Here is a 15,572-nt window from a genome sequence, read left to right on the forward strand (position 1 = left end):
TTCTTTGTTTACGATCATTTTTATAGGCTTCTCTCCAGGCAGAAAAGGCCGCAAAACGTCCAATGAAAAGAACGTTTTGCGGCCTCATTGCCGTTATGCGGGGCACTTCATTGTGCTGCCGCACTCGCTGATCACAGCGTTGTGATTTTGATTCACATTATAGATATTATCATTATTGAATGTCAATATATATTACATAAAATTTCGAAAAATAAAATTTTGAATAAAATAAAGGGATTATGTGTTAGAATTATTGACATATATAAATCTTGAGCTATACTGAATTCATATAAGTTAAATGATATGTGAGAGTCGGATACAATGGTGTATCGGCTTTGAGGCAACGGCGCCCTTTTCCTGAACGAACGGAAAAGGGCTTTTATATTTTCTGACATCGAATTAACACAGGGTGGAGGCGGCCGCATGAACAAGAGAAAGAAGTTGATTGTAGTTGGCAATGGTATGGCAGGGGTCCGGTGCATCGAGGAAATCGTGAAGCTTGCGCCTGAACGGTATGAAATCATCGTGTTTGGTGCCGAGCCGCGCCCCAATTATAACCGTATCCTGTTATCCAAAGTTCTCGAGGGGCAGCATGCTTTTCAGGACATTGTTCTGAATGACTGGTCCTGGTACGACCAGCACGGAATCCGGCTTCACGCTGGTGAGACGGTATCCTTTATCCATACACAATCCCGCTATATAGAGACCGTCTCCGGGATGAAGGAGAGTTATGATGCACTTATTGTGGCAAGCGGTTCGACACCCTTCATCCCGCCGATATCCGGGACGGATAAAGCAGGCGTTCTGACATTTCGAACGGTGGATGACTGCGTCAAGATGAAGGAATTGTCCAACACCAGTTCCAAAGCGGCTGTCATCGGCGGAGGTTTGCTGGGGCTGGAGGCGGCTCGCGGCTTGCTGAATCTGAACCTCGAGGTCGATGTCATTCATAACGCTCCTTATATAATGAATCGTCAATTGGATGCGATGTCGGCCCGTATGCTGCAGAAGCAGCTTGAGGAACAGGGGATGCGATTTCATCTGTCCCGGGAGACCACCCGAATTACAGGAAGAGCGAAGGTCAAGGGACTTCGTTTCTCCGACGGCGCAATCCTCGATGCGGATATGGTTGTGATGGCAGTCGGAATCCGGCCGAATATCGAGCTTGCGATGAGAAGCGGCATTCATACCCGGCGGGCTATAGTTGTGGATGATTATATGCGAACGAATGTCCCCGATGTCTATGCGGTGGGCGAGTGCGCCGAGCATCGCGGAATCAGCTACGGGCTGGTTGCTCCGCTGTATGAACAAGGCAAGGTGCTGGCCCGGGTGCTGTGCGGGATGGATACGCCGCCTTATACCGGGTCTATTCCGTATTCTCAATTGAAAGTGTCCGGGGTAGACGTCTTCTCTGTCGGTGAAATTGGCGGGGAGAATATCGATACGGCCATGCAATCCTATAACATGATTGACGGGACGTATAAGAAGGTCACGATGCGGCATGGCATAGTGGCAGGGGCTATTCTGTTCGGTGATCCATCGGAAGGCCCATCTCTTCTGGGATTGGTGAAGCGTGCAGCCCCTGTATCCGAGCTGATCCGGGAGGAGGCGGGAGGGATGACCGCAGCCGAGGCTGCAGCAGATGCTCTGCCGGAACATGAGACAGTCTGCTCCTGCAACGGGGTCAGCAAAGGGATCATTATGCAGGCCATTCTGTCTGACGGACTTGAGACGGTCGCCGAGGTGAAAGCGAGCACGAAGGCTTCCGGCTCTTGCGGAGGCTGCGCACCAGCGGTCGCAGCGCTAGTGAAGCTGGCGAAGGCAGGGGGACAACGACAACGGAGCCAGAAGTCGAGGTCGAACACTGCAGACCGCTCGTCAGCTAAAGCTGTATGCCGCTGCACAGACCTGAGCCATGCGGCCTTGCGTCAAGCTATTGACGAAGCGATGCTGCAGGCACCGGCTTCCATATCCGACCTGATGGGAGCGTTGGGGTTTGCGAATCCTGCTGGCTGCGGCATATGCCGTCCGGCTGTGCGCTATTATGCTGAACTGGCTGCTGTGGATCGTATAGGGAATCCGGAGACCGTTCAGTCTGTTGGCGCTTCCGACTCGGCACCCGAGGATACGAGTTATCGCGGTGTGCACATTCGGACCGGGGACCCCGCGGAGCGGACGGACGCCGATGTTGAAAGGGGGATGCGCTGGATCGAGGAACAGCTGATGAGGGACTGGGCGAATCTGTCATTGCCCTATCCGGTGACGGCGGGCATAGCGGAGAGCACGCATGGCGCCGTCAGCGTCCTCGTGCAGGGGATCGGCATCGCAGCTTCTCCCGCTGGCTGGGAGGTGTATCTGGGCGGACATGCGCAGCATCCTGTACGAGAAGCCCAGCTTGTCGGATTGGCAGAAGAGGCGGGGGAGGCGGTGCGGCTCGCCTCGGCTTGTCTGCAGTGGTATCGCCAGAAGAGCCGGTTTGGCGAGCCGCTGTGGCAATGGGTGGATCGCGAAGGCATCGTACCGATCCGGGAACATGTGCTGGATGCATGCCTGCAGCAAGAGCTTGCCGACAAGCTGATCGGAAACAGCAAGCGGTATGATGCGAACCTGGCGTCAGGCCATCGTTATGAGGCGAAGGTGCTTGGATGATTCACTGACTACGATTCAAACATGTGTCATATAGGAAACTCCATCAATGATAGGAAGAGGTGTGGAGAGTGAAACAGAGACAAACATTTGCCTATGCAGGCACACGGCCCGAAGCGGCTACACAGTGCCCATTCTGCAGCGTACAGTGCAAAATATCGGTGGAGGAGGTTTCCGAAAGCATTGCCGGTCAGCGGCGGGCAGCGTTCAGTGTGGAGGGCGTGCCGAACGCAGCCACCCAGGGGCGAGCCTGTGTGAAGGGAATGAACGCCCACCAGCATGCGCTGCACTCGGAACGCTTGCAGCATCCGCTCATCCGCAGAGACGGGGACCTTGTGCCTTGCACCTGGGATGAGGCGATTGCGGAAATCGCCGGCCGTTTTCAGGAGGCCTCCGCGCTGCACGGTCCGGATGCGCTGGGCGTGTACGGCGGCGGTTCACTCACCAATGAAACGGCATACTTGCTGGGGAAATTCGCCAGAGTGGCGCTCGGCACCCGCTATATCGATTATAACGGCCGCTTCTGCATGTCGGCTGCTGCGTCTGCCGGTGTCAAAACATTCGGCATGGACCGGGGGTTAACCTTCCGGCTGGCGGATATTCCACTGGCGAAGTGCATTATTCTGGCGGGCACCAACATTGCCGAGTGTCAGCCCACCCTGATGCCTTATTTTAACGAGGCGAAGGAGGCAGGTGCACAGCTGATTGTCATCGATCCGAGGAGAACGGCGACCGCAGCAGCGGCGGATCTGCATCTGCAGATCCGTCCGGGAACGGATCTATCGCTTGCGAACGCTCTGCTGAAAGTCGTGATGGAGGAGGGGCTGATTGACGAAGCGTTCATTCGCAGCCGAACGAATGGTTATGACGATCTGCTCGCATACATGGCGAAGGTTGATGTGGATGTGGCTGCAGCAAGATGCGGGGTGGAGCCGGGGATGATCCGGGAAGCTGCCCGCGCTTTTGGCATGGCAGAGACGGGCATGGTGCTGACAGCCAGGGGCGTTGAACAGCAAACGGATGGCCATCTGGCGGTTCGTCATTTCCTCAATCTGGTGCTTGCAACCGGCAAAATCGGGAGGGAAGGCTGCGGCTACGGGGCCGTTACCGGCCAGGGCAATGGCCAGGGAGGACGGGAGCATGGCCAGAAGGCAGACCAGCTTCCGGGCTACCGATCCATTGAGAATGAAGCGGACCGTGCCTACATCGCTTCCGTATGGGGAGTGGAGCCTTCCAGCTTGCCGGGGAAAGGGGTGTCTGCCTACGAGATGATGGAGCTGGTGCATCAGGGCGTGATAAAGTCCTTGTTCGTGATGGGCTCCAATCCAATCGTATCCAATCCGAATGCAGAGCTGGTTGCCGAAGCACTTAAACAACTTGATTTTCTGGTGGTGGCCGATATGCTCATGTCCGAAACAGCCCGCATGGCCGATCTGGTGCTGCCAGTGACGTCCTACATGGAGAATGAAGGGACGCTGACCAATCTGGAAGGCAGGGTGCTGCTGCGAGAAGCGTCGCGTCCGGCACCGGGTGAGGCTCGGCATGATTGGGACATCCTCTGCTCGATTGCAGAGGCGCTGGGCAAGGGCAGGTATTTTCGTTACAAGGATGCTGAGGCGATCTTCAACGAGCTGAGACTGGCGAGCAAGGGAGGGATTGCGGACTATTATGGGATCACGTTCGACCGGCTGCGCCGGGAGGAAGGGATATACTGGCCGTGTCCTTCGACGGAGGAGGAAGGCAGCGGGCTGCTCTTCCGCGATAAGTTTGCCCACCCCGATGGAAAAGCGGTGTTCACCGCGGATCAAGGTCCAGCTTGGGCCGGTGTGAACGAGGCGTATCCTCTTATTCTGACAAACGGACGGGTCCTGTATCATTACCTGACCGGAGTACAGACCCGGAGAAGCCCGTCGCTTGCTGCACGAGAGCTGGAGAATTTCGTGGAGCTGCATCCTTATACGGCAGAGCGCTATCACATCCAGGATGGGGAATGGGTGCTGATCCAATCGGAGTTCGGCAGCTTCAAGGTGAGAAGCCGAATCAAGGAGCATATCCGTGAGGATACCCTGTTCGTGCCGATGCATTGGGGCGGCATCCAAAATGTCAACCGGGCTACCCGCCCCGAGCTTGACCCGAATTGTAAAATGCCTGGCTTTAAAACCGCGGCGGTTCGAATCCGCCGATTATAACAGATCGGATTCGTCCTATCTGTTAGGACGCGTCGAAAGATACCGGTCTCAATCATCACGATTGCTGAATTCCGAGCTGCTTATACTTAGCTCCGCGCCAATGGCTCCGAGAATGGCAGCGATCGCGGCCGAGATGACTGTGAGATTGAGAATCAGTTCCTTTTTGAGATACTCCATCCTATCGAACTCCTATCCGCAATGAACGAAATCTATGAATCTCCTAATCACTGGATGTTCATTTACAGCACTATACCATATAATAGTAACAACTCAAAATATAGAAAGGATGTTCGATATGAGCAGTAATGCCATCATTCATTCCGTTATATTTTCATTAAAGCATGAGCAGGGTTCAGAAGAAGAGCAGCGCTTTTTGGAGGATGGGCGGACTGCGCTCAGCGCGATTCCTACCGTAAAGAATTTTCAAGTATTCCGGCAGATCAGCCCCAAGAATACCTATCATTTCGGCTTTTCCATGGTGTTTGACAGTGAAGCTGATTATGAAGCTTACAATGTTCACCCGAATCATGTGGCGTTTGTAAAAGAGCGGTGGGAGCAGGAAGTGACGCAATTCTTGGAAATTGATTATAACGAAATATAACGCAAGTCAAGGAGCGTTTCCCGACAGATCGTCGGGGAATGCTTTTTTTTATTATGCAGCGAATGTGATCATGGCCGCGAAGGTGGTGCCGCTGTCACAGATCGTTTGAATTTGGTATGACGGCAATCACAAGCGGAGACACCTCCTTCTATATACTTGATGGTAAGCAAGACGATTGCAACAGGAATGGGGGAGTGAAACATGAGTACATTAACACTTCAAACGCAAGTATCTGATATTGTGACAGCCGTACCACAGACCGCCGATGTATTCCGTCAGCTTCGGATTGATTTTTGCTGTGGCGGACAAGTTTCATTGGAAGAGGCCGCCCTTGGCCGGGGACTGGACCCGGTTAAAGTGCTGGAGCAAGCACAGCTTGTGGAGCGGAAATTTGCGGAATATCAGCAGCATCGTCCGGCCGAACTGACAGCGCTTGAGCTGATCGACCATATCCAGAAGAAGCATCACGCTTTTCTAATGGAAGAGTTGCCTGCGCTGGTGCCCTATGTTACGAAGCTGGCGCGTGTTCATGGAGGTGCACATCCGGAGCTGCTTCGGGTACAGGAGCTGTTCTCGGATTTGAAGCGAGAGCTGCTGGATCATACCCAGGATGAGGATGAGGTGGTGTTCCCATTAATCACACAATTTGTAAGCGGGCCGGGTTCGGAAACGGCGGCGGCGCTGAAACCGCATCTGTCCGAGCTGGAGGATGAACACGAATCGGCTGGTCAACTGTTGATAGAAATGCGGGAAGTCACCAGCGATTATGAACTGCCAGCAGATGCTTGCGGCACTTACCGTCTTGTCTATCAGCGCTTATCCCTTCTGGAGAAAGATACGTATGACCATATTCATCTGGAGAACAATATTCTATTCCGAAACGTTCGCGCTGCGATGTAAATCGAGGAGTTTGATACCGCGGTGTGGCTGGAACGCACACGTATCAGTTATAGATTTCACGAGTAGAAGTAGAGACCTCGCCATCGGCGGGGTCTTTTTCGTGCCAGAATGCCCGATTGCCAGAATGCCCGGTTGCCCCCATGCGCCCATGCCCCCATGTCAGCCCTTCTTCAAGCTTAGCACCGTTATCCCGATGGATCAGGGGGACAGGCATTCATCCGCAAAACAAGGGAGTTCGCCAAGCGATATAGGAGTTTCCCTAATAGGAGGGGAGGGGGCCGCTTCTTCATAATAAGATTATACGAATGGACGACGCATTGATTCCCCGCCAATCATCGTCATTCAAGCAGAAGGAGTGGAGCGTCCTATGAAACGAAACAAGGGACTGAGGTTCTTCAAAAGGGTGGAAAGCTATTCGGACAATTGGTCCATTCTTGAGGAGAAGAGCCGGGAATGGGAGAACATGTACCGCAGCCGCTGGTCGCATGACAAGGTGGTGCGAACGACGCATGGGGTTAACTGCACCGGTTCCTGCAGCTGGAAGGTGTTCGTGAAGAACGGCATTATTACTTGGGAAAACCAGCAGATCGACTACCCTTCCTGCGGGCCGGACATGCCGGAATTCGAGCCTCGAGGCTGCCCGCGCGGCGCGTCGTTCTCCTGGTATGAGTACAGCCCGCTGCGCGTGAAATATCCGTATATGCGCGGCCGATTGTGGCGTCTGTGGAATGAGGCGCTGAAGCAGCATAGTAATCCTGTCGCTGCCTGGGCCAGCATTGTGGAGGATCCCGCGAAATCAAGACAGTACAAAGCGGCGCGAGGCAAGGGCGGTCATGTCCGGGTGTCCTGGCAGGATGCGACCCAGCTGATCTCCGCCCAATTGATATATACGATACGCAAATACGGACCGGACCGTATCGCAGGCTTCACGCCAATTCCGGCAATGTCGATGATCAGCTACGCCTCCGGTGCCCGTTTCATTTCTTTGCTCGGAGGCGAGATGCTGAGCTTTTACGACTGGTATGCCGATCTGCCGCCGGCTTCTCCACAAATTTGGGGAGAGCAGACCGATGTTCCGGAATCGAGCGACTGGTATAACGCCGGCTATCTCATGATGTGGGGTTCCAATGTGCCGCTGACGCGCACGCCGGATGCACATTTCATGACCGAGGTTCGCTATAAGGGAACCAAGGTTGTCTCCGTTGCCCCGGATTACGCCGAGAATGTGAAGTTTGCCGACAACTGGCTGGCGCCAAACCCTGGAACCGATGCAGCCATTGCCCAAGCCATGACCCATGTCATTTTGGATGAATATTACCATAAGCGTCAGGAGCCGATGTTCCTGAATTATGCCAAACAGTATACGGATATGCCGTTTCTAATACTGCTTGAGGAGTTCGAGGACGGTTATAAAGCAGGCCGCTTCCTGCGGGCAAGCGATCTGTGGGAAACGTCGCCGCCGCATGCTGAGTGGAAGCCGGTTCTCATCGATGAAACGACGGAGGAAATCCTGGTGCCGAACGGAACGATGGGTCAGCGCTGGGAGGAAGGGAAGCCGTGGAACCTGATTCTGGAGCGCGAGGACGGCTCGGTCATCTCGCCTTCGCTTTCGGTTGAGCCTCATGGCGGAAGCTATCAAACGATTCATTTTCCATACTTTGATCACGATGGCGGCGGTACGTTCAAACGGATGATTCCTGCCAAAACCATTCAGCTGGCTGACGGAACGCAGTGTCTTGCAGCCACCGTGTACGACCTGATGCTGAGCCAGTACGGTATCCGGCGAACGGGAAGCGAGCTGGAGGCCGGCGGTTATGAAGATGCGACGTCGAAGTACACCCCTGCCTGGCAGGAGAGCATTACGGGTGTGAAAGCCTCCATCGTGGTCCAGATTGCCCGGGAGTTTGCGCAAAATTCACTGGATACAGGCGGGCGTTCCATGATCATCATGGGCGCAGGGATCAATCACTGGTTCAACAGCGACACGATCTATCGCTCTATCCTGAACCTGGTCATTCTTACCGCTTCCCAAGGGGTCAATGGAGGCGGCTGGGCCCACTATGTCGGTCAAGAGAAATGCCGCCCGATTGAGGGCTGGTCGACCGTAGCCTTCGCTAAGGATTGGCAGGGGCCGCCGCGGCAGCAAAACGCAACTTCGTTCTTCTACTTCGCTACCGATCAATGGAAGTATGAGGAGATGGATACCGAGTCCTTGAAATCGCCAACAGGCGGCGATATACGTTACAGCCATCCCGCAGACTATAATGTGCTGGCCGCAAGGCTCGGCTGGCTTCCGTCCTATCCGCAGTTCAATAAGAGTTCTCTGGCGTTTGCGGAGGAGGCGAACCGGCAGGGAAAAACAAGCAACGAGGACATTGTGAAGCATGCTTATGAGCAGATTGTGTCCGGTAAAACAACGTTTGCGGCCGAGGACCCCGATGCGCCGGAGAATTTCCCGCGCACGATGTTTGTGTGGCGCTCCAACCTGATATCCAGCTCGGCCAAGGGGCAGGAATATTTCATGAAACATCTGCTGGGAACATCGGATAACCTGCTCTCCGCTCCGAACGAGGAGCAGAAGCCGAAGGAGATGGTCTGGCGGGAAGAAGCGGTAGGCAAGCTGGATCTGCTGGTTGCCCTTGATTTTCGCATGACGGCGACTCCGATGTATGCCGACGTTGTTCTTCCGGCTGCGACCTGGTATGAGAAGACGGATCTGTCCTCGACCGATATGCACCCGTTTGTGCATCCGTTCAATCCGGCTGTCGATCCGCTCTGGGAATCGAGGTCGGACTGGGACATCTATAGAACGCTTGCCGCGACATTCTCGGAGATGGCGAAGGAGCATTTGCCCGGCGTACACAAAGACCTTGTGGCCACCCCGCTCGCGCATGATTCCGTAAGTGAGATCGCTCAGCCTTACGGGATGGTGAAAGATTGGCGCAAGGGTGAAATTGAGGCAATTCCGGGCAAGACGATGCCGAATCTGACGATTGTGGAACGCGATTATACGAAAGTGTATGACAAGTTCATTTCGCTGGGGCCGCTTCTTTCCAAAGGCAAGGTGGGCGCGCACGGCGTCAGCTTTTCCGTTGCGGAGGAATACGAGGAACTGAAGCGGGTGAACGGCATCTACGAGGACGGGTCGATCAAGCAGGGGCTTCCGAAGCTGTATACGGCACGGGATGCGGCTGAGGTCATACTGTCGATATCGTCAGCTACGAATGGCAGGGTGTCCCAGCGTGCCTGGGAGGCGTGCGAACAGGATACCGGCGTGCAGCTGAAGGATATTTCGGCAGACCGGGCGGCGGAACGCATCACATTCCAGAGCATTACGGCGCAGCCGCGTGAGGTCATCCCGACACCGGTATTCAGCGGATCCAACAAGATGGGCAGAAGATATTCTCCATTCACTACGAATATCGAACGTCTTGTCCCTTTCCGTACGCTGACCGGCAGACAGCATTTTTATATCGATCATGAGATTTTCCTGCAGTTTGGCGAGGCGCTTCCAGTGTATAAACCGACACTTCCGCCGATGGTGTTCGGCCCTCGGGACCGGCAGATTAGCGGCAGCGGTGAGGCGCTGGTGCTGCGCTATTTGACCCCGCACGGGAAATGGAACATCCACAGCACGTATCAGGACAATCTGCACATGCTGACGCTGTTCCGGGGCGGACCTACGGTATGGCTGAACAATGAAGACGCAGCGGCCCATCATATTGAGGACAACGACTGGCTGGAGGTATTCAACCGCAACGGCGTGGTCACCGCGAGAGCTGTGGTCAGTCACCGGATGCCGAAAGGGACAATGTACATGTACCATGCCCAAGACAAACATATCTATGTCCCGGGCTCTGAGATAACGAAAAACCGCGGCGGGAGCCACAACGCCCCGACCCGAATCCATGTGAAGCCGACGCAGGTCGTTGGGGGCTATGCCCAGCTCAGCTATGGATTCAACTATTACGGACCGATCGGAAACCAGCGGGATGTATACGTGGCTGTCCGCAAAATGAAAGAGGTGGATTGGCTTGAAGATTAAAGCGCAAGTGGCCATGGTGATGAATCTGGACAAATGCATCGGATGCCATACCTGCAGTGTAACCTGCAAGAGCACCTGGACAAACCGGCCCGGAGCAGAGTATATCTGGTTCAACAATGTGGAGACCAAGCCGGGGATCGGCTATCCGGTTCGCTGGGAGGATCAGGAGAAGTACAAGGGTGGCTGGACGCTTAAGAACGGCAAGCTGGAGCTGAAATCCGGCAGCAGGCTGTCCAAAATCGCGCTTGGCAGCATTTTTCACAACCCTGACATGCCGGAGATGAAGGATTATTATGAACCGTGGACTTACAATTACGAGCATCTGACGAATGCCGGAGAGAAGAATAACCAGCCGGTTGCCCGCCCGAAATCCGCGGTAACCGGAGATACGATGGATCTGGAGTGGGGACCGAACTGGGAGGACGATCTGGCGGGAGGCCATGTGACAGGCCCGCGCGATCCGAATATTGAGAAGATCGAGGAAGAGATCAAGTTCAACTTCGAGCAGACGTTCATGATGTATTTGCCGCGGCTGTGTGAGCACTGCCTGAATCCGAGCTGCGTGGCTTCCTGTCCATCCGGAGCGATGTACAAGCGGGATGAGGACGGGATCGTGCTGGTCGATCAGGAGGCTTGCCGGGGCTGGCGCTACTGCATGACCGGCTGTCCATACAAAAAGGTATATTTCAACTGGAAAACGAACAAAGCGGAGAAATGCACCTTTTGTTTTCCGAGAATCGAAGCGGGACTGCCGACGGTCTGCTCTGAAACCTGTACCGGGCGCATCCGCTATCTCGGCGTGCTGCTGTATGACGCGGACCGCGTTCAGGAAGCAGCGTCCATGCCGGATGAGCAGGATCTGTACCAGGCCCAGTGCGATCTGTTTCTGGACCCGAGCGACCCTGCTGTCATCGAGCAGGCACGGGCCGACGGCATCCCGGAGGAATGGATTGAAGCCGCGCAGAAGTCGCCGGTCTATAAACTGGCGATTGAATACAAGCTGGCGTTTCCGCTGCATCCGGAGTACCGGACCCTGCCGATGGTATGGTATGTTCCGCCGCTCAGTCCGATCATGAATGTGTTTGAAGGCAAGGATTCGATCTCGAATCCGGACCTGATCTTCCCGGCGATTGAAGAGATGCGGACACCGATTCAATATTTGGCAAACATGCTGACCGCCGGGGATACGAACACGGTCAAGGAGGCGCTGCAAAGAATGGCCATGATGCGCTCCATGATGCGTGCGGTCTCCTCCGGTGCAGACTTCGATGAACGCCGGCTGGCACGGGTAGGGCTTACCTCGCATCAAGTCCAAGAGATGTATCGGCTGCTGGCAATCGCCAAGTACGAAGACCGCTTTGTCATCCCTACCTCCCATAAGGAAGCGTATATGGACGTATACCGTTCGCAGGGGGACGAAGGCTTCGGTCTCGGCTGCTCGGGCTGCGGACCGGAAGGCTTCGGTAAAGGCGGCAAGACACAGTACGAAGAAAACTTCTACGGGGGGATATGGCGTGATTGATCTCGAGAAGCTGCATGAACAACAAGCGTTGTTCGCCTTTTATGCCCGGCAGCTGTCCTATCCGGAAAAGATCGACTACCATCCATCGGTCTGGGCCGAAGCGCTGATTGCCGGACATCCTGCTTACCCTGCACTGCAGCAGTACTGGGAGGCTATGCAGACATACAGCATGGAGCAGATTGAAGAGATGTATGTGCAGACCTTTGATTTCCAAAAGAAAACGACATTATATATGACGTACTACCAATATGAGGACAGCCGGGAGCGAGGCTCCCTGCTGGTCCGCCTTAAAGAGGCCTATGAGCTGTTCGGCCTAGAGATCGAAGGTACGGAGCTGTCGGATTATTTGCCGCTGATGTGCGAGTTTCTGTCAGCCGCCGACTGGCGGGGGCACGAGCAGGAAGCCGCGAACATCCTGGGGTTGATGCTGGCGGTTATGGAGGACGGCACCTACCGCTTGCAGCAGGCTCTGAAGGAGGCGGCCAGCCCGTACTTCCATCTTATCAACGGACTGCGCGATACATTTAAGGCGTGTGTCATTCAGGAGGCGCAGGGCACATGAGGATGATAGATCAGTTATTGTGGGTGATTTTCCCCTATATTTGTGTTTCGGTTTTCGTTGTTGGTCACATTTACCGTTACCGGACAGATCAATTCCATTGGACAGCAAAGTCGAGTGAATTCGTGGAGAAAAAAAGACTGAAGGCAGGCAGCCTCATGTTTCATATGGGCATCATTCCGGTAATTGCCGGCCATGTAGCGGGGCTTGGCATTCCCCAGTCCTGGATGGAAGCGATCGGGGTGAACGAGCATCTCTATCACATCGGGGCCGTCTATATCGGTGGGGCTTTCGGGTTTTTGACACTGGCCGGGATGGTGCTGCTCACCTTCCGCAGATTCACGATGAAGAATGTGCGACAGCTCAGTTCCGCCTCGGACATGATCGTTAACGTGCTGCTGCTGTTCATTGTGGCGGCAGGCATGTACAGCACGCTCGTCACCAATGCGCTGCAGCCGGATTTCAACTACCGGGAGTCGGTGTCGGTGTGGTTCCGCCAGCTCTTTATTCTCCGGCCGGACCCGGGCTTGATGACCGATGTGCCGCTGTCTTTTAAAATTCACATCACCGCAGGCCTGTTCATTTTTGCGCTGTGGCCGTTCACCCGGCTTGTTCATGTGTGGAGTGTGCCGTTGAATTATATCGGCAGACGATATATTCTGTATAGAAAGCACCGTAAATATGACATGTAGCTAAAGGGAAGGCTGATCGCGGCCTTCTTTTCTACATCAGAGGAGTTAGGGGTATGACCATGACGAATCTCCATTCATTTCATTATCAGCAGGAGATTGACGGCATTCGGAGCAGGTTTCAATTCGACTTTGTGTCATTGGCGCTCGTGCAGCCGGCTGAAGACCGGTTTGTGCTTACATGGCAGTACGTTTCGGGGAACAGGAACGACCGGTACAAGCGGATCGTGCTCCATTCCGGCAAAGGCGTCGCCGGGATCGTATTTAAAACCGGGAAAGCGATGCTGATTCAAAATGTCAGTACCGATATCGAAGCCAAGGATTTATTCAATTATCCGATCATTGTATCAGAACAGTTGCGGAGTCTTGGCGCCTTGCCTTTATGGGAGGGATCCCGCGTCATTGGCGTGCTTCTGGTCGGTTTCCGGAAGGAGAACGAACTGGATGAGGCGTCCTTTGCCCGATTCCAGAACAGCCTCGGAGCCTCATTGGGCGCTTTTCAAATCAGGGAGGTGTCGCAGCCTTGAACGCTTTGAGCGGAGAACGGCTAGGCGAGTTGATGAACAAGCTGTACCGGAACAGCATGGAAGCGATGATCTTCATCGACCAGGAGGGCAAGGTGATCGATATGAATCCTGCGGCGGAGCAGATTATCGACCCGCAAGTCATTGAGCAGATCCGTACAGGGGCTGATCCCTCCTTCTGTCAAACCTGTGAAGGCTATACCGATGAACAGGAACTGATCTCCTGTGCCCGGTGCTATCTGAATTATCCGCAGGGGGAATTTTCTTCCTTTCAGGTGTTTCTCAAGACTAGGGACGGGGGTGTCGTTCCGTTTGCCGCCAGCTACCATACGATTGATGAGGCTCGGGGGGTGCGGGTGCTGATGCTTCTGGATCTGACCAAGCAGCAGAAAACGCAGGAGATGCTGCAGCGCAACCATATGCTTAAATATGTCATTAAAGCGCAGGAGGACGAGCGCAAGCGAATATCCCGCGAGCTGCATGACAGCGTGGCTCAGGAGCTGCTCAGTTCGCTGGTCGATCTGCGCGTCATTAAATATATGGATGTCGGGGAGGATGTGCTGAAGAAGCTGCAGCATACCGAGCAGTCTTTGACACGGCTTCTGGATGATATCCGGCACTTGTCGGTAGAGCTGCGCCCTTCCTCCCTGGATGATCTGGGCCTCGAAGCAGCCTTCCGTTCTCATTTCAAGTGGCTGGAGAAAAATTACGGTCTGCTGGTGAAGTTCTCGGCCGAGCTTGCGGCGGCCCGGTACGGCAGCGAGATGGAGACGGTCGTTTATCGGGTGTGCCAGGAGGCGCTGCTGAACGCCCTGAAGTACTCGGGTGTGGATGAAGTGTACGTACGGCTGTGCGAAGAGAACGGCCATCTGCTGCTGACGGTGCGCGATGAAGGCGTAGGCTTTGATATGGTCATTGACGAGGCGAAGGGAACCGGCCTCGGCTTGTATGGGATGCGCGAACGCGCCGAGCTGGTGGGCGGCCAGTTTATGCTTCGTTCGGCACTCGGGGAAGGAACGACGGTTCAGCTCAGCATTCCGCTGTCCCGGGCAGAGCAGCAGGAGGTGGGATGATGAGGATTGTGATTGCGGACGATCATGCTGTTGTTCGGAGCGGATTTACGATGATATTGAACTATCAGGAAGACATGGAAGTGGTAGCGACGGCAGCGGACGGTCTGGAGGCTTATGCGATGGTGGCTCAGCACCGGCCGGATGTGCTGCTGATGGATTTGAGCATGCCGCCCGGGGAAAGCGGACTGATCGCCACCGGCAAAATCAGCAGCGAGTTTCCGGACACGAAAATTATCATTTTAACGATGTATGATGACGAAGATTATTTGTTCCATGTTCTGAAGAACGGCGCAGCGGGCTATGTACTGAAAAATGCACCGGACGACGAGCTTGTCTCGGCCATTCGCATGGTTCATGCAGGCGGCACCTATATCCATCCGCAGATGGCGACCTCCCTGGTGCGGGAATTCATCAAAAAGGACAGCGAGAGCGCCGAGCAGGATCCGTTCAACAGCCTGTCCAGGCGAGAGGTCGAAATATTGCCGCTGATCGCCAAAGGTTACGGCAACAAGGAGATCGCCGAGAAGCTGTATGTTTCCGTCAAGACAGTGGAAGCGCATAAGGCCAAAATTATGGAGAAGCTCAATTTGAAGAGCCGGCCGGAGCTGGTTGAATATGCGCTGAAAAAAAAGCTGCTTGATTTTTGATTTCCTCCGCCAGGCAGGGGGAGAGGTTTCGGCGCCTTGAAGTTATCCATTCATCATAATAGGGAAGTTCCTTGCTCAGGTTCAGGGAACTTCCCTATTATTTTTGTGAATAAGTGCACTTACAATGAAAACGGGGATCAATCGTAAGAGCCATTCATTATGCACAGAAAAGGTGAT

The 15,572-nt window shown here is 54.5% G+C and carries 12 protein-coding genes; 11 read left to right on the forward strand and 1 reads right to left on the reverse strand.

What is annotated here, in order from left to right:
• Window positions 1-423: 423 nt before the first annotated feature.
• The gene (gene nirB / locus MKX64_RS20985) at window positions 424-2,649 is read left to right on the forward strand and encodes a nitrite reductase large subunit NirB (protein WP_095265337.1); all 2,226 of its coding nucleotides are present in this window, start codon (window positions 424-426) and stop codon (window positions 2,647-2,649) included.
• A gap of 59 nt (window positions 2,650-2,708) precedes the next feature.
• Complete coding sequence (gene nasC, locus MKX64_RS20990) at window positions 2,709-4,835, forward strand: assimilatory nitrate reductase catalytic subunit NasC (protein ID WP_445670848.1); 2,127 nt, start codon at window positions 2,709-2,711, stop codon at window positions 4,833-4,835.
• A gap of 48 nt (window positions 4,836-4,883) precedes the next feature.
• Here the strand turns inward: nasC and MKX64_RS20995 are convergent, their stop codons facing one another.
• Window positions 4,884-5,012 carry a hypothetical protein gene (locus MKX64_RS20995; RefSeq protein ID WP_280523034.1) on the reverse strand — a complete coding sequence of 43 codons (129 nt, stop codon included), beginning with the start codon at window positions 5,010-5,012 and terminating at the stop codon, window positions 4,884-4,886.
• Window positions 5,013-5,130: 118 nt separating this feature from the next.
• Here MKX64_RS20995 and MKX64_RS21000 point away from each other — a divergent pair, with 118 nt between their 5' ends.
• The 9 genes from MKX64_RS21000 (at window position 5,131) to MKX64_RS21040 (ending at window position 15,395) form a co-directional block, all read left to right on the forward strand.
• Entirely contained in the window at window positions 5,131-5,436 is a 306-nt protein-coding gene (locus tag MKX64_RS21000) for a Dabb family protein (RefSeq protein WP_095265335.1), read from the forward strand.
• A 201-nt stretch (window positions 5,437-5,637) separates the two neighbouring features.
• The gene (gene ric, locus MKX64_RS21005) at window positions 5,638-6,336 is read left to right on the forward strand and encodes an iron-sulfur cluster repair di-iron protein (protein WP_341037259.1); all 699 of its coding nucleotides are present in this window, start codon (window positions 5,638-5,640) and stop codon (window positions 6,334-6,336) included.
• A 367-nt stretch (window positions 6,337-6,703) separates the two neighbouring features.
• Window positions 6,704-10,381 (forward strand): nitrate reductase subunit alpha, encoded by a 3,678-nt coding sequence (locus MKX64_RS21010; protein ID WP_341037261.1) that lies wholly within the window; start codon window positions 6,704-6,706, stop codon window positions 10,379-10,381.
• Entirely contained in the window at window positions 10,371-11,903 is a 1,533-nt protein-coding gene (gene narH, locus MKX64_RS21015) for a nitrate reductase subunit beta (RefSeq protein ID WP_095265332.1), read from the forward strand. The genes MKX64_RS21010 and narH overlap by 11 nt, the downstream gene beginning before the upstream one ends.
• On the forward strand, window positions 11,896-12,465 hold the full coding sequence (gene narJ / locus MKX64_RS21020; RefSeq protein WP_095265331.1) for a nitrate reductase molybdenum cofactor assembly chaperone: 570 nt from the start codon (window positions 11,896-11,898) through the stop codon (window positions 12,463-12,465). The genes narH and narJ overlap by 8 nt, the downstream gene beginning before the upstream one ends.
• Window positions 12,462-13,154, forward strand: coding sequence for a respiratory nitrate reductase subunit gamma (gene narI, locus MKX64_RS21025; protein ID WP_095397317.1), 693 nt, complete (start codon window positions 12,462-12,464; stop codon window positions 13,152-13,154). The genes narJ and narI overlap by 4 nt, the downstream gene beginning before the upstream one ends.
• 53 nt (window positions 13,155-13,207) lie before the next feature.
• On the forward strand, window positions 13,208-13,678 hold the full coding sequence (locus MKX64_RS21030) for a GAF domain-containing protein (protein WP_155618541.1): 471 nt from the start codon (window positions 13,208-13,210) through the stop codon (window positions 13,676-13,678).
• A 32-nt stretch (window positions 13,679-13,710) separates the two neighbouring features.
• Complete coding sequence (locus MKX64_RS21035; RefSeq protein WP_413773629.1) at window positions 13,711-14,748, forward strand: PAS domain-containing sensor histidine kinase; 1,038 nt, start codon at window positions 13,711-13,713, stop codon at window positions 14,746-14,748.
• Entirely contained in the window at window positions 14,748-15,395 is a 648-nt protein-coding gene (locus tag MKX64_RS21040) for a response regulator transcription factor (RefSeq protein WP_095265327.1), read from the forward strand. The genes MKX64_RS21035 and MKX64_RS21040 overlap by 1 nt, the downstream gene beginning before the upstream one ends.
• Window positions 15,396-15,572: the final 177 nt, after the last annotated feature.

The organism is Paenibacillus sp. FSL M8-0334 (assembly GCF_038000405.1).
GTDB lineage: Bacteria > Bacillota > Bacilli > Paenibacillales > Paenibacillaceae > Paenibacillus_AQ > Paenibacillus_AQ campinasensis.

Coding starts and splice junctions, on each gene's coding strand:
- nirB (WP_095265337.1), top strand. CDS start 424: ATGAACAAGAGAAAGAAGTTGATTGTAGTTGGCAATGGTATGGCAGGG.
- MKX64_RS20995 (WP_280523034.1), bottom strand. CDS start 5,012: ATGGAGTATCTCAAAAAGGAACTGATTCTCAATCTCACAGTCATCTCG.
- MKX64_RS21000 (WP_095265335.1), top strand. CDS start 5,131: ATGAGCAGTAATGCCATCATTCATTCCGTTATATTTTCATTAAAGCAT.
- ric (WP_341037259.1), top strand. CDS start 5,638: ATGAGTACATTAACACTTCAAACGCAAGTATCTGATATTGTGACAGCC.
- MKX64_RS21010 (WP_341037261.1), top strand. CDS start 6,704: ATGAAACGAAACAAGGGACTGAGGTTCTTCAAAAGGGTGGAAAGCTAT.
- narI (WP_095397317.1), top strand. CDS start 12,462: ATGAGGATGATAGATCAGTTATTGTGGGTGATTTTCCCCTATATTTGT.
- MKX64_RS21030 (WP_155618541.1), top strand. CDS start 13,208: ATGACCATGACGAATCTCCATTCATTTCATTATCAGCAGGAGATTGAC.
- MKX64_RS21035 (WP_413773629.1), top strand. CDS start 13,711: ATGAACAAGCTGTACCGGAACAGCATGGAAGCGATGATCTTCATCGAC.
- MKX64_RS21040 (WP_095265327.1), top strand. CDS start 14,748: ATGAGGATTGTGATTGCGGACGATCATGCTGTTGTTCGGAGCGGATTT.